General features: G+C 59.6%; 18 protein-coding genes. 9 read left to right on the top strand and 9 right to left on the bottom strand.

Annotation, left to right across the window (positions count from 1 at the left end; translation table 11 throughout):
* Window positions 1-110 precede the first annotated feature (110 nt).
* The gene (locus CHH27_RS03370; protein ID WP_094070328.1) at window positions 111-1,898 is read left to right on the top strand and encodes an ABC transporter ATP-binding protein; all 1,788 of its coding nucleotides are present in this window, start codon (window positions 111-113) and stop codon (window positions 1,896-1,898) included.
* A gap of 599 nt (window positions 1,899-2,497) precedes the next feature.
* Here the strand turns inward: CHH27_RS03370 and CHH27_RS03375 are convergent.
* Both CHH27_RS03375 and CHH27_RS03380 read right to left on the bottom strand, forming a co-directional pair.
* On the bottom strand, window positions 2,498-3,670 hold the full coding sequence (locus CHH27_RS03375) for a hypothetical protein (RefSeq protein ID WP_094070329.1): 1,173 nt from the start codon (window positions 3,668-3,670) through the stop codon (window positions 2,498-2,500).
* Window positions 3,671-3,846: 176 nt separating this feature from the next.
* The gene (locus CHH27_RS03380; RefSeq protein ID WP_094070330.1) at window positions 3,847-4,746 is read right to left on the bottom strand and encodes a sugar kinase; all 900 of its coding nucleotides are present in this window, start codon (window positions 4,744-4,746) and stop codon (window positions 3,847-3,849) included.
* A gap of 77 nt (window positions 4,747-4,823) precedes the next feature.
* Here CHH27_RS03380 and CHH27_RS03385 point away from each other — a divergent pair, with 77 nt between their 5' ends.
* The 4 genes from CHH27_RS03385 (at window position 4,824) to CHH27_RS03400 (ending at window position 11,508) form a co-directional block, all read left to right on the top strand.
* Window positions 4,824-6,548, top strand: coding sequence for an EAL domain-containing protein (locus CHH27_RS03385; RefSeq protein WP_198338339.1), 1,725 nt, complete (start codon window positions 4,824-4,826; stop codon window positions 6,546-6,548).
* Window positions 6,549-6,698: 150 nt separating this feature from the next.
* Entirely contained in the window at window positions 6,699-7,268 is a 570-nt protein-coding gene (locus CHH27_RS03390; protein WP_094070331.1) for a TetR/AcrR family transcriptional regulator, read from the top strand.
* Window positions 7,269-7,270: 2 nt separating this feature from the next.
* The gene (locus CHH27_RS03395) at window positions 7,271-8,368 is read left to right on the top strand and encodes an efflux RND transporter periplasmic adaptor subunit (protein WP_208988497.1); all 1,098 of its coding nucleotides are present in this window, start codon (window positions 7,271-7,273) and stop codon (window positions 8,366-8,368) included.
* A gap of 32 nt (window positions 8,369-8,400) precedes the next feature.
* Window positions 8,401-11,508, top strand: coding sequence for an efflux RND transporter permease subunit (locus tag CHH27_RS03400; protein WP_094070332.1), 3,108 nt, complete (start codon window positions 8,401-8,403; stop codon window positions 11,506-11,508).
* Between the two features lie 350 nt (window positions 11,509-11,858).
* Here the strand turns inward: CHH27_RS03400 and CHH27_RS03405 are convergent, their stop codons facing one another.
* Both CHH27_RS03405 and CHH27_RS03410 read right to left on the bottom strand, forming a co-directional pair.
* A complete protein-coding gene (locus CHH27_RS03405) occupies window positions 11,859-12,056 on the bottom strand; it encodes a hypothetical protein (protein WP_198338340.1) in 198 nt (65 codons plus the stop codon).
* A gap of 35 nt (window positions 12,057-12,091) precedes the next feature.
* Window positions 12,092-12,277: a YdcH family protein gene (locus CHH27_RS03410; protein WP_094070334.1), complete on the bottom strand. Its 186-nt coding sequence runs from the start codon at window positions 12,275-12,277 to the stop codon at window positions 12,092-12,094.
* Window positions 12,278-12,402: 125 nt separating this feature from the next.
* On the opposite strand from CHH27_RS03410, the gene CHH27_RS03415 reads away from it, so the two are divergent.
* Together CHH27_RS03415 and CHH27_RS03420 are read left to right on the top strand one after the other, a co-directional pair.
* A complete protein-coding gene (locus CHH27_RS03415; protein ID WP_094070335.1) occupies window positions 12,403-13,344 on the top strand; it encodes a LysR substrate-binding domain-containing protein in 942 nt (313 codons plus the stop codon).
* Window positions 13,345-13,433: 89 nt separating this feature from the next.
* Window positions 13,434-13,754 (top strand): antibiotic biosynthesis monooxygenase, encoded by a 321-nt coding sequence (locus CHH27_RS03420; RefSeq protein ID WP_094070336.1) that lies wholly within the window; start codon window positions 13,434-13,436, stop codon window positions 13,752-13,754.
* 82 nt (window positions 13,755-13,836) lie between these two features.
* On the opposite strand, the gene CHH27_RS03425 is transcribed toward CHH27_RS03420, so the two are convergent.
* Window positions 13,837-14,547 (bottom strand): ABC transporter substrate-binding protein, encoded by a 711-nt coding sequence (locus CHH27_RS03425; protein ID WP_094070337.1) that lies wholly within the window; start codon window positions 14,545-14,547, stop codon window positions 13,837-13,839.
* A 252-nt stretch (window positions 14,548-14,799) separates the two neighbouring features.
* Between CHH27_RS03425 and CHH27_RS03430 the strand changes: the two genes are divergently transcribed.
* Window positions 14,800-15,651, top strand: coding sequence for a GNAT family N-acetyltransferase (locus CHH27_RS03430; protein ID WP_198338341.1), 852 nt, complete (start codon window positions 14,800-14,802; stop codon window positions 15,649-15,651).
* Between the two features lie 26 nt (window positions 15,652-15,677).
* Here CHH27_RS03430 and CHH27_RS03435 read toward each other — a convergent pair whose 3' ends face one another.
* The 3 genes from CHH27_RS03435 to CHH27_RS03445 all read right to left on the bottom strand — a co-directional run bounded on the left by CHH27_RS03435 (window position 15,678) and on the right by CHH27_RS03445 (window position 18,382).
* Window positions 15,678-16,994, bottom strand: a complete 1,317-nt coding sequence (locus CHH27_RS03435) for a GNAT family N-acetyltransferase (RefSeq protein WP_094070339.1) — start codon at window positions 16,992-16,994, stop codon at window positions 15,678-15,680.
* 95 nt (window positions 16,995-17,089) lie between these two features.
* Window positions 17,090-17,860: a glycerophosphodiester phosphodiesterase family protein gene (locus CHH27_RS03440; RefSeq protein WP_094070340.1), complete on the bottom strand. Its 771-nt coding sequence runs from the start codon at window positions 17,858-17,860 to the stop codon at window positions 17,090-17,092.
* Between the two features lie 57 nt (window positions 17,861-17,917).
* The gene (locus CHH27_RS03445) at window positions 17,918-18,382 is read right to left on the bottom strand and encodes a RidA family protein (RefSeq protein ID WP_094070341.1); all 465 of its coding nucleotides are present in this window, start codon (window positions 18,380-18,382) and stop codon (window positions 17,918-17,920) included.
* A gap of 337 nt (window positions 18,383-18,719) precedes the next feature.
* Here CHH27_RS03445 and CHH27_RS03450 point away from each other — a divergent pair, with 337 nt between their 5' ends.
* The gene (locus tag CHH27_RS03450; protein WP_208988507.1) at window positions 18,720-19,535 is read left to right on the top strand and encodes a cell envelope integrity EipB family protein; all 816 of its coding nucleotides are present in this window, start codon (window positions 18,720-18,722) and stop codon (window positions 19,533-19,535) included.
* A gap of 21 nt (window positions 19,536-19,556) precedes the next feature.
* Here the strand turns inward: CHH27_RS03450 and CHH27_RS03455 are convergent, their stop codons facing one another.
* The gene (locus CHH27_RS03455) at window positions 19,557-20,870 is read right to left on the bottom strand and encodes a DNA polymerase IV (protein WP_094070342.1); all 1,314 of its coding nucleotides are present in this window, start codon (window positions 20,868-20,870) and stop codon (window positions 19,557-19,559) included.
* Window positions 20,871-20,879: the final 9 nt, after the last annotated feature.

Raw genomic sequence — 20,879 nt, forward strand, 5'->3', positions numbered from 1 at the left:
CTTGCGGCTGCGGACCAGAAACGGATACCCCTTCCTGAAAGGGGCAGGGAGGCCGGCTTTGCTGGCCTCTTTCATGCCGGGAACAGAACTCTGATGAAAGGCAATGCTTCGTGCTAAACCCTGCAAAATGGCAGGTCTTTGAAGATCAGGACGGCACCGTCCAGACCGTCAAGCGATTGCTGAGCGAAAACATCCGGACCTATATCCCGCGCTATGCGCTGGCCTTTGTGTTCATGGGCCTGGTCGCGGCAACAACCGCTGCCAGCGCCTGGATCATGAAGGACATCATCAACGAGGTCTTCATCAACCGCGACAAGGCGATGATCTACGTCATCGCAGGTGCGGTGATCGCGATCTTCACGCTGAAAGGCGCATCGACCTACGGCCAGATGGTGGTGTTGTCGCGGGTGGGCAATGCCATCGTCGCCGATCTGCAGAAAAAACTGTTCAGGCGCCTGACCGAACAGGACCAGGCCTATTTCGACCGTATGTCGCTGCCGGAACTGGCCATTCGCGTCAACACGGGATCCGCCAGCGCCCGCAATGTCATCGACATGCTGGTGCTGAGCCTCGGCCGGGACATCCTGACCCTGATCGGTCTCGTGGTTGTTCTGATTTCCATGGACCCGATCATGAGCCTTCTGGCTCTCGTGATCATGCCGCCCATCGTGATCGGCGTGGGGTTCCTGGTGAAACGGGTCAAGACCTATGCCAAGCGGCAGGTTGTCTCGAACGCCAAGATCGGCGCGACGCTTCAGGAAACGGTGCTCGGTATCCGGATCGTCAAGGCCTTCGGCATGGAACCGGCCATGCACAAGCGCATGGCGGGCGCTGTTGCCGAGGTGCAGAGCCAGTCAAACAAGATTGCCTCTTTGACGGCGCGGACGTCTCCCCTGATGGAGACGCTTGGCGGCTTTGCCATCGCGCTGGTGATCTTTTACGGCGGCTATTCGGTGGTGGAACTGGGCAAGGATCCGGGCGCGTTTTTCGCGTTCATCACGGCTCTGTTGCTGGCCTATGACCCGGCACGGCGCCTTGCCAGGCTCAATGTCAATCTGAGCAAGGCGATTGTCGGCGCAAGGTTGATGTACGAACTGATCGACGAGCAACCGGACCTGGTCAAGATCGAAAACGCACCCGCCCTGACGGTCAAGAGCGGCGACGTTGTCCTGAAGGACGTCCGGTTCTCCTATGGCGAGGGTGCCGCGCTCACAGGTCTGTCACTCACGGCCGAAGGCGGCAAGACAACCGCCCTGGTTGGTGCCTCCGGGGCCGGTAAATCGACGGTCTTTGCCCTGATTGAGCGGTTCTATGACCCGCAGTCGGGCGAGATCGCGATCGACGGACAAGCGATCAGATCCGTATCGATGGAAACGCTGCGCCGGAACATCGCCTATGTCGGGCAGGAGTCCTATCTGTTCAACATTTCCGTTCGCGACAACATCGCGGTCGGGAAACCCGACGCCACGCAGGCCGAGATCGAGGCGGCCGCTCGGGCAGCAAACGCACACGACTTCATCCAGGAGCTGCCGGACGGCTACGCGACCCTGGCAGGCGAGGGCGGCGGGCGGCTGTCCGGTGGACAGCGGCAGCGCATTGCGATCGCAAGGGCCATGCTGCGCGATGCCCCTATCCTGCTCCTGGACGAGGCAACTTCGGCGCTTGATGCGGAATCGGAAGCAAAGATCCAGGCGGCGCTCGAGACGCTGATGGCAGGCCGCACAACCATCGTGATCGCCCACAGGCTGAGCACCGTTCGTCATGCACACAAGATCCATGTCCTGGACAAGGGGCACCTGATCGAAAGCGGGTCGCATGACGATCTCTTCGAACATGACGGTGTCTATCGCCGCCTGTGCGAACTTCAGTTCCAGAACCGCAAGGAAGCCGCGGCCTAGGGTCAGGACCCATTAATTTGAGTGAAATGGTAGGGATGAATTTGTTCGGATACGAGGCGCAAAGCTGCAGGAAACCGTCGGGTTTCCCAAGATTTGCAACGACGTTGCCGGGCAAATTCACCCTATCCCGGAAGGACGCAAAAACGGCTTTGATCTGCTGCGTCAAACCACTCAACCGGGCAGGGAGCCCGCTTGTCGCGGTTTTCCTTGCAGCTCGTTGTCGTTTGTTGCGCCATTTCGATCAAATTTATGAGTCCTGACCCTAGAGCATTTTCCGGCCAATTTGGCGCATCCTGATTGAGGTCTTGCGAGGTAGGCCGCATGAGGGGAGGGCGCACATTGCGGAGCTGTGGACAAGCGGCCCGGCAAAACAGACGTCTGTCAGACACAAACCCGATGGGGCGGGCCCGTTCGGCCCATGCCTGCAGAAGCTGTCTCGACCGTGCCGCCGGCACGCTCTACGTCAGCTCCCTTGGTCTTGGATCAAAACGGCTCCGGCAGAACGCGCCAATTGGCTGGAACATGTCCTGGCCAGCGGTCTCTGCAAACGAAAAAAGCCCGGACATTGTCCGGGCTTTCCTAGTCGTATTGACGTCAGATCACTGGTTGGCGGTGATGCCGACGGCCAGGATCTGCGGGATCATCTGCGGTGCCAGCATGGCCGTACCCATGATCTGGGAGACCGGGACCGGCGCCGACGGAGCGGCAACAACCTGAAGCGAACCAGGCGTGTTCAGGTACTCAGTCACAGCCTGGGCCACCTGTCCTTCAAGTTCCTTGTTCTGCAGCATGCCAAGCATCATCGGCAGGCTGCCGGTGATGCCGGCGACATATTGCGGTGTCTCGACACCCGCCTTTTTTGCTTCCTGATCAAGGATGCGGCCCGTCAGAGACGCATCGTCCAGCCGGATCTTGGCATTGTCGACGGTGACGTTCTGGAGCAGCGCCATGGCTTCTTCCGGCTTGTCCGACTTTTCGTTGAGCTGGGTGATCACATCACGGGTGACGCCGCCCAAAGAGAACGACAGGGACAGCTTGGCGGCATCCTTGGCATCGACCTTGATCTCCGGTACGACCAGGGTCGCAGCTTCCGGATCCCACTTGGCAGATCCGGCGAGATCGACGGTCAGCGTCTGATAGCCGAGGTCGGTCAGCGTCTTGCTTTCATCAGCTTCCAGCTGCGTGACATCCACGGTCGCGCCGGTAACGGCAAACTGGCCGCCGGTCGGCAGATCGCCGTCCATGCCATCGATGGAGGACGAGATCTTGGTGATGTCGGCAACCTTGCCGTCTTCGTCGCGGATCTCGATCGATGTCGCTTCAAGGGTCTTGTAACCGGGGCCCACTGGCGGCGTGTCAGCTTCCATCTCGGCCGGAGACGGCAGCAGCAGATCGGTCACCGACAGGCTGGCAAGGCTCAGACCGCCGTCATCTGCATTCAGTTCCAGGTTCTCAAGGTCAAGGCCGCCCAGCTTGAGCCGTCCGTTGTCCTGGACGGCGCCGTTCGTCAGGGTCGTCGCCGCAATGGTCACGCGGCCGTCGTCGCCGTCCTGGGTCACAACAACGTCGTTGATGGTGACGGTGTCGCCGGAAACGTCGACACCGCCATAGCTTTCAACGGTGCCTTCCTGGGCATCGAGCAGGGTCAGAAAGGCGTCGGCGACGTCATTTCCCGTTGGGTCGAACGCAAGGGCAGGGGTGGCCTGCAGAGCGATCAGGCTGACGGCGGCCGTCAGGCCGGCGGCAATCCGGGGCGAACGGACAAATTTCATTGAAAATCTCCATGAATAGAGGCGCCTCCACTCTGCTTGAAGATCCAGAGGGAGGCAAGGTGAAAGCCGAAGCAAGGTTTAGACGCTCCGTACGAACAAGATGTGTCCTGCATCACACATTGTCAGAACAGCCTGTTGGCAGATCCGATTGCGATAGAGCGGGCACGGCAGTCAGGTCAGGCCGCGCTCTTTTCCGGGTAAGCACTGCTTGCGCGTTCGATGTCTTCAATTGTCGGCAGGCTGGCTTCGTTGCCAAGATGCTGGATGGCATGGGTCGACGCGCCACGGGCGAAGCGGAAGTGCTGGTCCCAGCTGTGTTCGGGCCAGTGAAGATAAGAGGCGATGTAAGCGCCGTGGAAAACATCGCCGGCCCCGTTGGAATCCACGACCTTGTCAAGGGGAACGGAAAGGGCGGGCAGGACCTTGTCGGGGCCGCCTGCTTCATACCAGAGCACACCTTGTTCGCCGAGCGTGACCGCGCCCACAGGACAGTTTTTCGAGCGCAGATACGCCAGGGTCTCGCCGGCCGATTTGCCGAGCTGCTCGCAGAAGCGCTCGGACACGACGGCGATGTCGATATGTTCCAGCAACTCGTCCGTGTTTTCGCGCACCGCGCCGCCGTCAAGCGAGGTCAGAATTCCATTGTTCTTGCAGGTGGCGGCGTAGTGGAGGGCGGCATCCGGCATGTGTCCGTCGAGATGCAGCGCTTTCAGGCCGGTAAGGGTCAATGGTGGGAAGGGATGCAGGAATTCATTGTCCCGGCAGCGCACAATGGCGCGCTTGCCGCCCTTGGGCATGATGAAGGACAGCGAACTCTCGCGTACTTTTCTGCCATGGATCGAAATGCCATAGGCCGCCGCCATGTCGAGGAACATGCGCGACAGCCAGTCATCGGCCTGGGAACATAGCAGATCCGGCTTGCCGCCCAGTTTGGCGCAACAGAAGGCTGCGGTGACGGCGTTGCCGCCAAAGCTGATCGCGTAATCATTGGCGATCGCCTTTTCGTCGCCGGTCGGCAGGCGGTCGGTCAAGAAGGTGACGTCGATATAGGCCTGACCGATGAACAATGCCTGCATGAAATCCTCCCCGGCAGCTGATTTCCTTGGTTTTGCGGCATCTGACCACGCGCGTGCACGCCGCCGCTTTGATCTGAATGAAACAGCTGAATCTTCAGTCCTTGTTTACCCAGTTCAGCCATCTTCAGAAAGAGTTTATTCACGAACAGGCCCGCGTCTTGTCCTTCCGGTATTTAGGTTTTGCGAAAACAGTTCTGATCGCCCTTGTGCTGGCGACAACGCCGCTGTTCGCGATCAATATCATTTTGAACCAATATGCTGAACGCCGTGCGATTACCGAAATGGAGGGCATGGGCCAGGCAACAGTACATCGCGCCGAGGAAGCGATCAGCACCACCGTTTCCCTGCTGCAACGTCTGGATCGGGACGATGTCCAGACCTGCAATGCCGCAGACCGCGTGATCTATGAAAAGCAGATCCTGGAACACGGCATGATCGATGCCATCGGGCTGGCGGATGCTGCCGGCCAGCGCATGTGCGTGTTTCCCGACCGGGAACTGGCCGGTGAGGTGATCCTGCCGCCGATCCGCGAAGACGGTCCGCTGGTCGGGATCGGCATGCTGGAAAGATCCTATCTGGGCGTGCGGGCCGCAGTCATCAGCTGGGACCTGAAAAACAAGAGCCGCCTGTTTGCAGAGGTCACCCCCGCGGTGATCGCCATGGATCCGGGCCCCGACTACCTGCGCTCCTATCGCAGGACCGAATTGCGTCTTGGAGACAATCTGCTCTGGTACACAGTCGGTGGCTATAACTCCGAAGCCAGCGACCCGTCGGAAATCCTGACCGTCGATGTCAGGTCGGAGCTTTACCCGCTTGTTGCCTCTGTGACGGCACCGGCCTCTGCCGCCGGACAGCTGGTCCAGGACCTGAAGGTGATTGCGGTTGCTGCCTGCGCGGGCATAGCGGTTCTTTTTGTCGCCATCGGCGTCTGGTTGTCCTGGCGGCCGGAACGGGAAGCGGACGACGAGTTTGTTGCCGCGATCCGCAACGGCGAGTTCATTCCCTACTATCAGCCTGTCATGGACATCGAAAGCGGCCGCCTGCGTGGCTGCGAGATCCTGATGCGCTGGCGGCGTCCGAACGGCATGATCGTGTCTCCCGGACAGTTCATGGCCTATGCGGAGAACAATGGTCATATCTTCGACATGACCCGGCACATGATGCGCGTGTCCTCGGAGGAAATCGGCGAACTCTACGGCGAAAACCCGGATCTGAAGCTGTCGGTCAACCTGTTTGCCGGCCATTTCCTGGATCGGGAAATCATTTCGGATATCAAGTCGATCTTCGAAAAATCCGCAATCTCCTTCCAGCAGATCGTGGTCGAGGTGACCGAACGCCATCCGCTGGAAGACATGGAACTGGCCCGCAAGATCATCGCCGAACTGCAGGCGCTTGGTGTTCGGGTCGCACTCGACGACGTCGGTACCGGTCATGGTGGCATGGCCTATCTGCAGAAGCTTGGTGTCGACATCATCAAGATCGACAAGATGTTCATCGACACGATCGGGTCGGACGACAATTCCACGACGATCGTCGACTCCATGGTTGAGCTGGCCGACAATCTCGGTATGGGCATCATTGCCGAGGGCGTCGAGATGGAAGAACAGATCGACCGGCTCCTGGAGCTCGGTGTGACCGCGGCCCAGGGGTATTTCTTCGCTGCGCCAATGCCTGCCAACGAGTTCATCGAATTCGCGGAACGTGCTGAGGAAGACGCGCGCGAGCGCGCACGTCTGGCAGCCGAAGCCGCCGCCGCCGAACAGGCGGCAAACGAAGCGGCGATGGCCAACGCAGCCGCCTGATCCAGCCTTGCTATCTCTCGACTGATTTGGCCCGTTTTCCGCAGACTGAGCGTCTGCGGAAAACGACGATTGCCTCTTTTTACAGCTTGTCTGTACCGGCTGGACGGTTTAGAAGGCGCGGCAACTGTACTGACCAGACGGTAAAGCCGCATGAGTTCCAGACCTGCGCGCAAGGCGCAAGATTCCAAATCAAGCATTCTTGACGCTGCGCTGGATCTCATCCGGCGGGCCGGTGCGCCAGCGCTGACAATCGATGCGGTCGCGGAGGCGGCGGGGTTTTCAAAGGGCGGTGTGCTCTACAATTTTCCGACCAAGGATGCGTTGATCACCGGCATGGTGGAACACCTTGGCCGCCAGTTCGAAGCGGAAGTCATCGCGGCACGTGCGCAGAACCTGTCTTCGCCCTGTCCGACCCTGAGTGCGATGATCGATGTCACCGAGGGCTGGCTGAAGCAGAACCGGGACCTGGCGCGCGCCATGCTGGCCACCACGGCCGCCAAGCCGGACCTGAGCGAGCCTTTCATGGACGTGAAGGCGCGGCTGAAAGCGGCAATCCAGGGCGAGACACCGGAAGTGGGTAGAGCCTGGGCGATCTGGGCGAGCCTTGAGGGCCTGCATTTCGCAGAAGCCCATTGTGTCGCAATTTTCAATGAGAATGAGCAGGCTGCCGTGTTCGAAGAACTCCGCAGCCGCCTGTCCGAATTCGAACATCGGGACTGAGAATGATGTTGGCAATGAACCTGGCCTCGGCCGGACGCTTCACCGGTTTTCTGATGGCAGCCGTTCTTCTGGCAGCGTGCCAGGACAACGCCGTCGACCCGGTCGCAGAAGCCGAAGCGGCGCTGCATGCAGCGCCCCGACCGGCAAAAATCTTCACCGTGACGGATCAGATCGGCCTCCTGGAGCGGCGCTTTGCCGGCCGGATCGCAGCCGTGCAGACCGTGAACCTGTCTTTCCAGGTTCCCGGCCGGCTGGTTCAGCTGCCGGTTCTGGAAAGCCAGCAGGTGAAGGAGGGCGATCTGATCGCCAGGCTCGATACAACGGATTATGACCGCGCCCTGCGCGAGGCAACGTTCCGCGTCGAACAGGCCAAGCGCGAGCTGGACCGGCTTGAGACCCTGCGAGACCGCTCGGTGATTTCGCAGTCCGCCTATGACGAGCAGCGCAACACCTATGATCTTGCCCTTGAGGACCAGAAGGAAGCCAAGCAGAACCTGGAATACACCTCTTTGAAGGCGCCCTTTGACGGCATCGTTTCCAACCGCCTGATCGACAATTTCACAACTGTCAGCGTCGGCACACCGGTTGTCAGATTGCATGATGTGTCCGAGGTGCAGGTCGACATCAATGTCGCCGAAGCCCTGTTCGGGCGGGTCACGGAATCGGAAGTCGCGTCGATCGAGGCCAAGTTTCCGGCCTATGGCGAAAAGCTGTTTCCGCTGACCTATCGCGAGCATTCAAGCCAGGTCGATGAGATCACCCAGACCTATCGGGTAACGCTGGCCATGCCGCGCGAAGACGCCGGGCAGCTGTTTCCGGGCATGACGTCCTCCGTGATCGTCAAGTTCCTGCCGGAAGGCCTGGAACTTGGCGAGCAGTTCCTGGTGCCCACCGGCGCCGTCGGCGTGGATGGTGACGGTGCTGCCTATGTCTGGAAATTCTCAGAGGATACGGGTGCCGTTTCGAAACAGGTCGTGGAAATCGGGACCATCATGGGCGACTACATCCCCGTGCGCGCAGGTCTGAAACCGGGTGACGAGATCGTCTCTGCCGGCGTCGCTTACTTGAGCGACGGCCAGGTCGTGCGCCGTTTGAACTGATCCGGGTCCGGACAAAACAGGGATCAGATATCGTGGATATTGCACGCTACTCCATCGAAAAGCCGGTCAACACCTGGATGATCGTCCTCATGGCGCTTCTGGGTGGCCTGTGGGGCCTGACCACCGTTGGCAGGCTGGAAGACCCGGCCTTTACCATCAAACAGGCACAGGTGATCACCAGCTATCCCGGCGCGACAGCCGCGGAGGTGGAAAACGAGGTCACGGAAAACCTGGAGACGGCCATCCAGCAGATGCCCCAGCTGGATCTGATCACGTCCGTGTCCGAGCCGGGCCTGTCGCGTATCAGCGTCGAGATCAAGCCGACCTATGACGGCACCGAACTGCCGCAAGTGTGGGATGAGCTGCGCCGGAAGGTCAATGATGAGGTCCGGAATCTGCCGGCCGGGGCGGGCACCCCGCTGGTCTATGACGATTTCGGCGATGTCTACGGGCTTTTCTATGCCTTAACGGCCGATGGGTACACAAACCGCGACATCCGCGACACGGTCAAGCGCATTCGACGGGAATTGCTGACAGTTCCCGGTGTCGGCAAGGTCGAGGTTGCCGGCGAACCGGAGGATGTCATCTACCTGAATGTCGATCAGGACAAGATGGCGGGTCTCGGCATTTCCTTTACCGACATCATCGGGGTTCTGGATGCGGAGAACCGCATTCAGACCAACGGCTCGGCGGTGTCCGGTCAGCAGCGTATCCGCCTGATGACCGCTTCCGCCTTTGATGACTACCGCGGCATCCAGGACCTGGTGATCGGCCGTCCGGGGTCGACCGCGATGATCCGCTTGTCGGATGTGGCAACAGTGGAACTGGGCGAGCCTCAGCGGCCCAACCGGCTCATCCGGCATGACGGCCACGAGGCTGTCACCATCGGTGTGTCGCAGGTGGACGGTACGAACATCGTCGAGGTTGGCGCCAGAGTGATCGAAAAGCTGGCCGAGATCGAAGCGCAGCTGCCGGTCGGCATGCAGATCCACCCGATCTACGAGCAGAACATTGTCGTCGATGAAAGCGTCAACGGCTTCATTTTCAACCTGGCGGCCTCCGTGGTGATCGTCATCGGCGTGCTGGCGCTGTTCATGGGTTGGCGGGCCGCGCTGGTCGTCGGAACGGTGCTTCTTCTGACGGTCATGGCGACGGTTCTGTTCATGCGCATCTTCGCCATCGAGATGGAGCGGATTTCGCTCGGGGCGCTGATCATTGCCATGGGCATGCTCGTCGACAACGCGATCGTCGTGGCCGAAGGCATGATGATCAACATGCAGCGCGGCATGCGGGCGATCGAGGCGGCCAGCAAGGTGGTCAAGCAGACCATGTGGCCGCTGCTCGGTGCGACCGTCATCGGCATCATGGCGTTTTCAGGCATCGGGCTGTCGCCGGACGCGACCGGCGAGTTCCTGTTTTCGCTGTTTGCCGTGATCGGGATTTCGCTGCTTCTGTCCTGGGTGTTTGCCATCACGGTGACGCCGCTGTTCGGCAAGTATTTCTTCAAGACGGCGACCGGCAACCTGGAGGATCACGATCCCTACAAGGGGATTCTCTACAAGATCTACAGAGGCTTCCTGGTCGGCACGCTGCATGTCCGTCTTCTGACCGTTGCCGCGCTGATCGGCATCACCGTTGCCTGCGTGATGGCCTTCGGCAACGTCAAGCAGGCCTTTTTTCCGGACAGCAACACGCCGATTTTCTACATCCACTACTGGTCACCCCAGGGCACGGATATCCGGGCCACGGAAGCCGACCTGAAGGAGATGGAAGCGCTCATTCTCGAAGATGAGCGGGTCGAGACGGTCACCAGTTTTGCCGGTGGCGGCGCCACCCGCTTCATGCTGACCTATTCGCCGGAAGACGCCAACCCGGCCTACGGCCACATGATCGTTCGCACAAGTAGCCGGGACGACATCGATATGCTTGCGCTGGATTTGCGCCGGGCGTTTGCCGACCGCTTTCCATCTGCCCAGGTGATCACGAAGCGCCTGGTCTTCGGGCCGGGTGGCGGCGCCAAGATCGAAGCGCGATTCTCGGGTCCCGATGAGGATGTCCTGAAACGGCTGGGCAACGAGGCCCAGGCGATCTTCGCCCTGCCGGAGAACCGGCTGGCCGACGTCAACACCAACTGGCGCCAGCGCGAGCTTGTGGTGCGCCCGATCTTCGATGAGGACCGTGCCCGCATCTCCGGCGTAACCCGCGAGGAACTTTCTGTTGCCCTGCAGTTTGCAACAGAAGGCGTTCGGGTGGGTTCCTATCGGGACGTCGATGAAGGCATCCCGATCGTCGCCCGCAGGGCAGGGCTTGAAGGCCTGTCGGTCAATGAAAGCGTTTCCGACTCGCTCTTGTGGAGCAGCAATCAGCGCCGCTACGTGCCCATCGACCAGGTGGTGCGCGAATTCGTGATGGAACCGCAGGATACGCTGATCCATCGTCGCGACCGCGTGCGCACGCTGACCGTGAAGGCTGAAACCACGGCGGGCGAAACCGCCTCCGCGGCGCTTGCAAGGGTCCGACCCCAGATCGAAGCCATCCGTCTGCCTCCGGGTTACGCGCTGGAGTGGGGTGGGGAATACGAGAGCACAAATGACGCGCAGGCGTCGCTTGGGGCCCAGCTGCCGCTCGGCTTCCTGGTGATGCTGATCATCTCGATCTTGCTGTTCGGATCGGTCCGTCAGCCCCTGATCATCTGGCTGATGGTGCCGATGTCGATCAATGGTGTTGCCATTGCCCTGCTTGCCACCGACACGCCCTTCGGTTTCATGTCGCTGCTCGGTTTTCTGTCGCTGTCCGGCATGCTGATCAAGAACGCGATAGTTCTCCTGGAGGAAATCGACCTTCTGATCCGCGAGGGCAGGGAGAAATATGCCGCGATTGTCGAGGCCAGTGTCTCGCGTATGCGCCCGGTGATGCTTGCAGCGATCACCACCATCCTTGGCATGGCGCCGCTCCTGTCGGATGCCTTCTTCCGCGGCATGGCGGTGACCATCATGGGCGGCCTGGCCTTTGCAACGGTGCTCACCCTGATCGCGGCACCGGTCCTCTATGCCCTGTTCTTCCGGGTGAGGCCGCCGAAAAGACAGAAGGCGGGCACCGAGCCTGGGTTGCAAGTGGGAAGCACGGCTCCTGCCGAATAAGAGGTAAATCACGACTTCCGGAAAAGGCGGCCATGAGCCGCCTTTTTTAGATTGCCGATCAGGAGCCGGGCGACGGCTTCAACAGTTGGCCAGACAGGGAAAGGAATCGTTTCTCAAGGCCTTGGCAAACCTTTTGGATTCAGTTTTTCAACGTCCTCGCGTAGCGTAAGGGTCCCTTGCCGGCCTCTTTGAGGCCTGGGCGCAATTCAAAAAGAAAAGCCCGCCCGCGAGGCCTGTGCGGGCGGGCAGTCCAGCTATGGACGGCCATCAGGATCCGGACGGCGGTTGTCCGGGATGGGGCAATGGGCACTGGTCATTTGCCTGGTCAATCATGCGATTGACTTGCAGACCTAGCGTGCTGTGGCCATCTCGCGCTGGACTTTGGACCTGGCGGCCTTGACGTTGTCGAGCACCTTGGGGCAAGCGGTGCTCGAGACCTGCTTTTCAGACAGGAACGACGTCATGCGGGCATCCAGGTCCTGCAACCGGGTGCGTCTTTGAAGCTGGGGCGGTACGGCGGACATGACAGAAAAAAAGGGCCAGAACATCGGCATTTCAAGCTCCGTTTCGTAAGGGGGCGCCGTCAGTAGGCCAGACGGTTGGCGTTCAGACTTGTCTCGATGCGAGTGATCTCGTCACGCAGGCGCAATTTGAATTTCTTCAAGGAGCGGATGTGCTGAGCGTCCGGATAGGGGTGCCCCTCTTCTCGGCGGATCAGCGAATCCAGGGTGTTGTGCTGGCTGCGCAAGGATTTCAGTCGGTTGTACATGGCTTTCCTCCTCTTCCGGTTGGCTCACTCTGTGGACACACTGGATATGGGAACAAAACCGGCATAGAGGAAATACATTGTTTGTATTATTGTGATAGAGAAAATCTATCGCAAGGGAGGTCGGCATGCGGTTCCGTCCGTCGCCACGACAACTGGATTATTTCGTGGCACTTGCCGAGACGCTCCACTTTGGCCGCGCGGCCGCTTCATGCCACGTGTCGCAACCGACTTTGTCTTCTCAATTCAAGCTGTTGGAGGATCATCTCGGGGTCGCGCTGCTGGAACGCGGGGCCGGGGGCATCTCCCTCACCGCAGCGGGTGAGCGGCTGCTGCCCCTGGCGCGTCAGGCCCTTGAAAACCTCGACGAAATCGTGACGGCGGCCCAGGCGGGCCAGGACAATCTGGGCGGCTTGATCCGCCTCGGTGTGTCGCCCACATTCGGGCCATATTTCATGCCGTTCCTACTGCCGATTCTGAAACAAACCTTCCCGGATCTGGAGCTCTATATCCGCGAGGACAGGCCCAATCTTCTGGAGGAGGCGCTCGCGTCCGGCAGCCTGGATTGCATCCTGACGCCGGATATCACGCCGTCGGAGGTGTGGAGTGCAAAAATTCTCTGCCATGAGAGTGTTGCCCTGGCGGTACCGAAATCCCACCCGCTGGCGGGCCTCGACGTCATTCCGATCGACATGCTGAAAGGGGAAAAGCTGCTTGCCCTCAGCCAGGGCTTTCGCCTGCATGACGACGTTCAGGCGCTTGCCCGCGCTGCAGGGGCGGAATTCCGGCAGGATTACGAGGGCACGAGCCTCGATGCCATGCGCCAGATGGCGTCGATCGGCATGGGTCTGGCCCTGTTCCCGGCGGCCTATATTGCTTCTGAATTCGGTAAGGAACCGGATCTGTTGCTCAAGAAGGTCGACGGCCTGCCGATGCGCCGGCTGATGTATTTTGTCTGGCGTAGCGGCAGCTCGAGGACGGGGCACTATGAAAAACTGCTGTCATTGGCGCAGCAGGCCGTTGGCGAGATGGCCGTTGAGGGGGTTTCGCTGGAAGGCGAGGTCTACTGACACAAATCCTTCGCCCCACGTAATCCTCCCCATGTTGTCGGCAATTCCAAAACGTGCCAGCCTCTTCTGACCGACCGAGGAGGAGAGTCATGCCTGAGATTTCAAGTGACCGCGATTGTCAGACCGTTATCACGACCTTTGAAATGACACCGGGGACCTGCTTTGATCTGCTGGATGAGCTGAAGGACGCCTATGAAAGTTTCATTCAGCACCAGCCCGGTTTCATCGGCGCGGGGCTTCATGTCAATGACGCCCAGACACGGATCGCCAATTATTCGCAGTGGCGGCGGCGAGAAGACTTCCTCGCAATGCTCAGGACACCGGAGATGCGCGAGCGCAACCGGCGTATCAGTGCGCTTTGCAAGAGCTTCGAACCTGTCATGTATGATGTGGCGGAGAGCTTCAACTAGCCGCTCTCGCGGCAGGATCACGAAGTGAATACAAAAACGGCCGCCCGAGGGGCGGCCGTTTCATCTTGTCGCGTTTGGCGACTTATTCGTATTTCGCCAGGATCTTTGCCTGGGTGCCGTCGTCGATCATGGACTTCAGCGCATCCTGCATCTTCTTGACGTTGTCTGCATTGGTGCCCGGGTTACAGGCCATCGACAGGACCGTTTCGGAAAGAACCACTGCGAGGTCGACGTCTTTTCCGTCCTTCTTCAGGCTGTTGTAGAAGGCCTCGGAAACGGCAACCATGTCGACACGGCCGGCGTCGAGTTTCTTCAGGGTTGTTTCCATGTTCTTGGCGGCGTCGATTTTCGGGAAACCCTGCTGTTTCAGGAGGGACTCCGTATAGTCCTGAGACTGGGTGCCGACGGTGAAGGCCTTGGCGTCGTCGATGCTGCCCGGATTGACATCAGAGCCGGCCTTCTTGATCAGGAGCGTCCGGTCGACGTTCAGCGGCTCGACCCAGACAAATTTCGGATCGCGTTCTTCCGTGTGCGACGCGGTGAAAACGCAGTAGTCAGCTTCTTTCTCAGCCAGGCCGATCGCGCGGGACCATTGTGCCATTTCCACTTCATAGGAAAGGCCGGCCCGGTTCATGATTTCGAACACCTGTTCAGCGCCGAAGCCGACAATCTTGTCGCCATCCATGTAGTTGAAAGGCTTGTACTCTTCTGTGGTCAGGTTGACGTCGGCGGCCTGGACCGGTGCAGCCAGTACGAAGGCAGACAGGGCTGCGATGCCAAGAACATGTTTCATGGGGGTTCCTTCCTGAAAGGTGGAGGCAAATCTGATTGTTATGATCTTGTTGGTAACGCCGGGAAGTGACGAAAAGGTTACTTTGAGGAAGTAATGAAAAAGAAAAGAAGTTAAATCGATTAGTGAGTATTTAACAAAGAGTACGGTAGGTTGAATGTTTTTCTTTCTCGTGCCTCGGTGGAGCTTGTTGAATATTGCGATAATTACGGTACATTTTTTAAGATGAAACAGGGAATGCTCGGGAAAATTGCCATGAATTATCGTATTTCCGATTGCTGCGACCTTGCGCCGGCGCAGTTATGCGCTGCAATGAATGCCGCGTTTTCAGATTATGTGATCCCGCTCAAATTGTCTGAAACAGCGTTCAGGACGTTCCAGCGCCAGCGTGGTTTTTCAGCTGAGCACTCTTTTGTGGCTCGTCAGGGGGACGACATTGCCGCATTCTGGTTTTCCGGAAAGCCCCGGGCGGAATACGGGTCGCTGGCCTATACGCTTTCCGTTGGCACGCTGCCGGATCACCGGCGCAAGGGACTGTCGCGACAGCTTCTGGATGCTGTGACCGCGCAGCAGCGGCTTTCCGGCTCAAAAGGTCTGCAGCTGGAGGTTATCACCACCAACGAGGCCGCAATCAGCTCCTATGAGGCCATGGGGTTCTATCGTCACCGGACTTTGCGGGTCTTGAAGCTGTCGTCGGAACCGGCTTCGCAAAGCCTTGATTATGTGCCGCATCCACTGGATCTGTCCCGAATTCCAACTGAGACCGACGGGTTTTTCGACACCGAGCCGACGCCGCAAAATGGCCGGTGTGCCCTTCAGGCGCTCAGTCCCGATCATCATCTGCTCGGTATCGAGGTGGAGGGCGAACTGCTCGGTTGGGGGGCGGTCTATCCGGACGGTGCGGTGGCTCAGATTGCTGTCCATCACTCCGTCCGCAGAAAGGGGCTGGGCAGGGCAATCCTGCGGGCGCTATGGCAGGCAGCAGGTGAAGACGCTCTGACATTCGTCAACGTCGATGAAAGTGCGGCGACGCAGAACGGATTTCTGGAACATGTCGGCGCTCAGGAACTTTTGCAGCAATACGAGATGCAGCTTCGTTTCTCCTGACTGAATCGTACTTTCCGTCGGTGCAGCTATTCCGCCTTGCGGAAGGGCGCATGTTCGGCAAGAGCTTCGTTCTCCCGCTCAACGGCGCGGCGCTCGTGCTCCAGGAAGTCGGCGACGGCATCATGCAGGCCTTCATGGGCGATCCAGTGCGCCGAATAGGTCGTCGTTGGAAGGTAGCCTCGGGCCAGCTTGTGGGCGCCCTGGGCGCCTGCTTCAACACGCTTGAGACCGCGGGCAATCGCGAAATCGATGGCCTGGTAGTAACAAAGTTCAAAATGCAGGAAAGGGTGGTGTTCCGTGCAGCCCCAATGGCGTCCGAACAGGGTTTCTGAGCCGATAAAGTTGAGCGCACCGGCGATATAGCGTCCGTCCCGCTTGGCCAGGACCAGCAAGGTGCGCTTCGCCAGACGCTCATTGATCAGTGAAAAGAAGGTCCGGTTCAGATAAGGACGGCCCCATTTGCGGGAGCCGGTGTCCATGTAGAAACTGTAGAACGCATCCCAGTGTGCCTCGGTCAGGTCTTTTCCGGTGACCCACTCGACCTCTAGTCCTTCCGCCTTCAGCGCTTCGCGGCGTTCTTTCCGGATGGCCTTGCGCTTGCGAGATGCAAGGTCCGCCAGAAAGTCCTCGAAACTGTCATATCCCTGATTTTCCCAGTGAAACTGCTGATCTGTTCGCCGGAGATAGCCCAGTTCACCGAGGCTGTTCCATTCCGGCCTGGTGAGAAAAGTCGCATGAACAGAGGAGGCGCCGGACCGCTGGCAGACCTGGACAAGCCCGGCGGCAAGCGCCTGCAGCCCGGCCTCCCGGTTGATGCCGGCTGCCGTCAGAAACCGACGCCCGGTGGCTGGCGTGAAAGGAACCGAGATCTGCAGTTTCGGATAGTAGTCGCCGCCCGCCCGGTAGAATGCATCCGCCCAACCGTGGTCGAACACATATTCACCCTGGGAGTGGCTCTTCAGATAGGCGGGAACAGCACCAATGATCGCGCCGGACGATTCCTGCAGAACCATGTGTCGCGGCAACCAGCCGGTCTCGCTGGTGGCGCAGCCAGACGTCTCCAATGCCTCAAGAAAAGCGTGTGACAAGAAAGGGTTGAAGTCGGTTTCTTCAGAAACGGCTTCATCGTCGGAGGGGATTAAGCTGGAGAGATCGTCTTCGGACAGACCGGGCGCCTGTTTTTCCAGGATGCCTGCGCCGGACAGTTTCCAGCCCGGGTTCGCCACGCGATCCCAATCGGCGGCGGAAATGTCTTTCAGAGACGACAGGATGCGCAGCGTGACGGCATCCTGAGCGCGCGATGCGTCCGTCGACGTGCCGTGTTCGGGCCCGTGGGTTGTCATGCCTTAGAAGAAACCGACCAGTAAACTCATGCCCTAGATGTAGCGCATTCATGTTGCGGCGCAAGGGCGCCGGGACATCGCCCGGATGTCTGCCGTCATGTGGCGGATTTGTCCGGATCGAACCCTTCGAACACGATCTGGTCCGCATAGCGGGCCGCGCGCTCGCGCTGATCTCTTGTCCGAACGGTCCAGCACATCAGGGGCAGCTTGAACATCGACCGCAACAGGCTCGGCCCGGCCTTGGGCAGGTCCTTGACACCATAGGAAACGAAATGCGGACGTGTACGCGGAGCATGCAGGATATGGCGTAGAATGAACCGGTCGACCCGGCCATAGCGGACATAATCCGGACCCGGCTCGGCGCCGTCGGCAACGATGCCGCGCAACACATTGGGCTGATGACCCCTGGCAATCGACAACATGTCCGGGTCAAAGGACTTGATGCAGGCCGATCCCTTATAGGCGGCGACCTGATCGGCAATGTGCCGGACAAAGTCGCCCTGGGCATCGCGGCGCAGCAGGGACTTGATTTCGATGACCAGCGGAACCTTGCCGTCAACCAGTTCGAACAGGTCCTGAAGCAGCCACAACCGATCCGTCCCGGTTTTCATGTGGATTTTCAGAAGATCAGCCGACTGCTGTTCGATCACGCGTCCACTGCCTTCTGCCAGGCGATCCAGCGTATAGTCGTGAAACACCAGTGCCTGGCCATCGGCTGTTTCCTGAACATCGACCTCGATGGCGAAATCATGCTCGACAGATTTCTGGATGGCGGAGGGGGTGTTTTCGATAATGCCATCATCGGCATTGTGATAGCCACGATGAGCAATCGGACGTGCGAAAATGGCTTCTAGATCCGGGGTCATGACAACGGTCTGCAGGAACGGGCAGGAGGCGCCCCGTCCGGGGCACCGGGCAAAATATCAGGCTTCGATCTCGAAGATGGCTTCGATCTCGACCGCAACGCCGAATGGCAGGGAGGCTGCGCTGACGGCAGAGCGAGCGTGACGTCCCTTGTCGCCCATGGCTTCAACAAGGAAGTCGGACGCGCCGTTGATGACCTGCGGCTGGTCACCGAAGTCGGCAGTGGAATTCACGAACCCGACGATCTTCACCAGACGAACGACTTTTTCCAGGTCGCCGGTTGCGGCCTTTGCCTGGGCAAGCAGATTGATGGCACACAGCCGTGCGGCTGTTTTGCCATCTTCGATGCTGAGCGTATCGCCGAGCTTGCCGGTGACCTGGATCTTGCCGTCTGCCATCGGCAGCTGTCCGGAAATGAAGAGCTGATTGCCGGTCTTCACGAAGGGCACATAGTTTGCCGCCGGTGCGGCAGCTTCCGGCAGGGTGACCCCCAGATCGTTCAAGCGGGCTTCAATCGTGCTCATCGGCCGTCTCCTGGTTCCAAAAATCCTGGCGTGTCTTGGCCCAATTCGGCAGAGGTGACAAGGCCAAAAACGACATTTTGGAGCGCGTCCTGGCTGGCGGTCCTGTTGTGTTTGAGGGCGGAAAGCGCTGCAGTTGAACCCAGGCGCGCAGATGAACGGGGGGAAAGAAACGGTGGCGGTACTATTCCATGTGGCGAAACACGTCTTTTGCCGCATAATGGGCCTCGAGGACTGGTCAAACAGGCCGTCTCAGGACGAGTTAAGAGGAAATTTGATGCAAGTCGCTCCGAAATCACTGCCGCTCTCTGTAGGTGCTTTGTTCTGTGCCGCAGCTTTGGTGATTGGACAGGGGACGCCGGTCCTGGCAGCAGGCGCAGGGGCGTCTGCAGGGCAGAAGCTGGCGCCGCACAGGGCCGTCTATGACATGAAGCTCGGCGACACCGAAGAACAGGCCGGAATCGCAGGGCTGAGCGGGCGCATGGTCTATGATTTCTCCGGCAATGCCTGCGAGGGATACAGCGTCAATTTCCGCTTCGTGACGGAGTTCCAGGACACCAACGGCGGCTCCCAGATCACGGATCTGCAGACGACGTCGTTCGAGGAGCCGGCGGCCGCAAGTTATCAGTTCCTGTCCAAGACCTTTGTTGATCAGAAGCTGGTTGAGGAAACCCGCGGGACGGCGCATGCAGGCGCAGATGCCAGGACGGTTGAGTTGAAACAGCCGGCGGAAAAGTCGCTGGAAATCGGCGGCGACGTGTTGTTTCCGACCGAGCATCTTCTCGCCATATTGAAAGCGGCAGACGAGAATGTGCACTTCCTGGCGGCTGACATCTATGACGGCGCGGAGACTGGCGAAAAAGTCTATGCCACAACCACGGTCATTGGCACCAGAGCCGTCAACGACCTGCAGGGAAATGCGGACGCAGTGGCCGCGTCGCTGGATGGCGAAACCTACTGGCCTGTCACCGTCGCCTATTTCGACCCGAGCAAGGATGACGCGTCAGGCGAGTTGATGCCTGTCTACCAATTGGCTTTCCGCCTCTATGAAAACGGTATCAGCAGCCATCTGAAACTCGACTATGGCGACTTCACCATTCACGGAAAGATGGCGTCGCTTGAACTCTACGAAGAAGGCGACTGCCCGCAAGACTGATCGCCGAAAGACTGGTGGTGGTCAGTTTCCGCCGGTCTTTTTGGCTTGTCCTTCGGAACGGGCGGCGTGAGTCAGGCCGAGTTCCACAGCCGACTTTCCGAACTTGTCGCGGAGCCGGTCTACCGCCAGCTCCGCATTCTTGCGCCGTTCGGCATCGCGATCGACAAGATCCTGCGGGTCTGCCTGCTCGGCCGTTTCCAGATCGCTGACGCCGATGCCTATCAGCCTGAACCGCCTGCCATCCGTTTCTGCTGCGAGCAGATCCTCGCCCGCTGCGAATATGCGGTCGGCAAGCTGGGTCGGATCCTGCAGGTGGCGCGCACGCGTGATGGTCTTGAAGTCAGCCGTTTTCAGCTTCAGCGTGACACCGCGTCCCGAGAGCTCCGACTTTTTCAATCGCGCAGAAACTTTCTCCGACAGGTTTCTCAGGATCGGGCGCAGCGTCTCGAAGCTCGAGATATCCGTCCGGAAGGTGGTTTCGGAAGACACGCTCTTGGCGCCGCGCTGCGGTGTGACGTCCCGGCTGTCGTCGCCATGAGAAAGCCGAGCCAGTCGCAGACCGATCGATCCATAGCGGCGGGCCAGATCGGCGGCGTCCATCTCCTGCAACTGGCCGATGGTTCGGATGCCGTCCCTTTCAAGCTTCTTCTGGAAGACCTTGCCAACACCCCAGATCCGACCGACCGGCATGCCCGCCAGCACCGTTTCGGCTTCGGTTGCTCCGATGACGGAGAAACCGCGTGGTTTTTCAAGATCGGACGCGAGTTTTGCCAGAAACTTGTTGGGGGCGAGGCCGACAGATGCAGAAATGCCGATCTCGGTTTCAAGGTCGCGGATAAACCTTGCCAGGATCTCAGCCGGCACCGCCTTGTGCAGCCGCTCGGTGCCGGTGAGGTCCAGGAAAGCCTCGTCGATCGAGATCGGTTCCACCAGTGGTGTGAGAGCCCGCATACGCTCGCGAATGTCTTTTCCGATCCTGGCGTATTTTTCCATGTTCGGCTTGATGACCACGGCCTGCGGGCAGGCTTCCATGGCCTTGAACATCGGCATGGCGGACCGCACTCCGTAGATCCGGGCGATATAGCAGCAGGTGGAGACGACACCCCTCTGGCCGCCGCCGATAATGACGGGCAGATCCTGCAGCTCCGGATTGTCGCGTTTCTCGACGGCTGCATAAAAGGCGTCGCAATCGATGTGGGCGATGGACAGCTGGTCCAGCTCGGCATGGCGAACAAGCCGGGGGCTGCCACAGGTCAGGCAACGGGCGCCCTTATCTTGCGATCGGGCGCCGCAATCCCGGCAAAGGCTGAGATTGGATATAGGGAGCTGTGTCACCGGTCCGGC

This window comes from Labrenzia sp. VG12 (assembly GCF_002237595.1).
Taxonomy (GTDB): domain Bacteria; phylum Pseudomonadota; class Alphaproteobacteria; order Rhizobiales; family Stappiaceae; genus Roseibium.

Excerpts from the sequence above, each read along its gene's own strand:
- CHH27_RS03375 (WP_094070329.1), bottom strand. The coding sequence starts at position 3,670 with ATGAAATTTGTCCGTTCGCCCCGGATTGCCGCCGGCCTGACGGCCGCC.
- CHH27_RS03380 (WP_094070330.1), bottom strand. The coding sequence starts at position 4,746 with ATGCAGGCATTGTTCATCGGTCAGGCCTATATCGACGTCACCTTCTTG.
- CHH27_RS03385 (WP_198338339.1), top strand. The coding sequence starts at position 4,824 with ATGAAACAGCTGAATCTTCAGTCCTTGTTTACCCAGTTCAGCCATCTT.
- CHH27_RS03390 (WP_094070331.1), top strand. The coding sequence starts at position 6,699 with ATGAGTTCCAGACCTGCGCGCAAGGCGCAAGATTCCAAATCAAGCATT.
- CHH27_RS03395 (WP_208988497.1), top strand. The coding sequence starts at position 7,271 with ATGATGTTGGCAATGAACCTGGCCTCGGCCGGACGCTTCACCGGTTTT.
- CHH27_RS03405 (WP_198338340.1), bottom strand. The coding sequence starts at position 12,056 with ATGTTCTGGCCCTTTTTTTCTGTCATGTCCGCCGTACCGCCCCAGCTT.
- CHH27_RS03410 (WP_094070334.1), bottom strand. The coding sequence starts at position 12,277 with ATGTACAACCGACTGAAATCCTTGCGCAGCCAGCACAACACCCTGGAT.
- CHH27_RS03415 (WP_094070335.1), top strand. The coding sequence starts at position 12,403 with ATGCGGTTCCGTCCGTCGCCACGACAACTGGATTATTTCGTGGCACTT.
- CHH27_RS03420 (WP_094070336.1), top strand. The coding sequence starts at position 13,434 with ATGCCTGAGATTTCAAGTGACCGCGATTGTCAGACCGTTATCACGACC.
- CHH27_RS03425 (WP_094070337.1), bottom strand. The coding sequence starts at position 14,547 with ATGAAACATGTTCTTGGCATCGCAGCCCTGTCTGCCTTCGTACTGGCT.
- CHH27_RS03430 (WP_198338341.1), top strand. The coding sequence starts at position 14,800 with ATGAATTATCGTATTTCCGATTGCTGCGACCTTGCGCCGGCGCAGTTA.
- CHH27_RS03435 (WP_094070339.1), bottom strand. The coding sequence starts at position 16,994 with ATGACAACCCACGGGCCCGAACACGGCACGTCGACGGACGCATCGCGC.
- CHH27_RS03440 (WP_094070340.1), bottom strand. The coding sequence starts at position 17,860 with ATGACCCCGGATCTAGAAGCCATTTTCGCACGTCCGATTGCTCATCGT.
- CHH27_RS03445 (WP_094070341.1), bottom strand. The coding sequence starts at position 18,382 with ATGAGCACGATTGAAGCCCGCTTGAACGATCTGGGGGTCACCCTGCCG.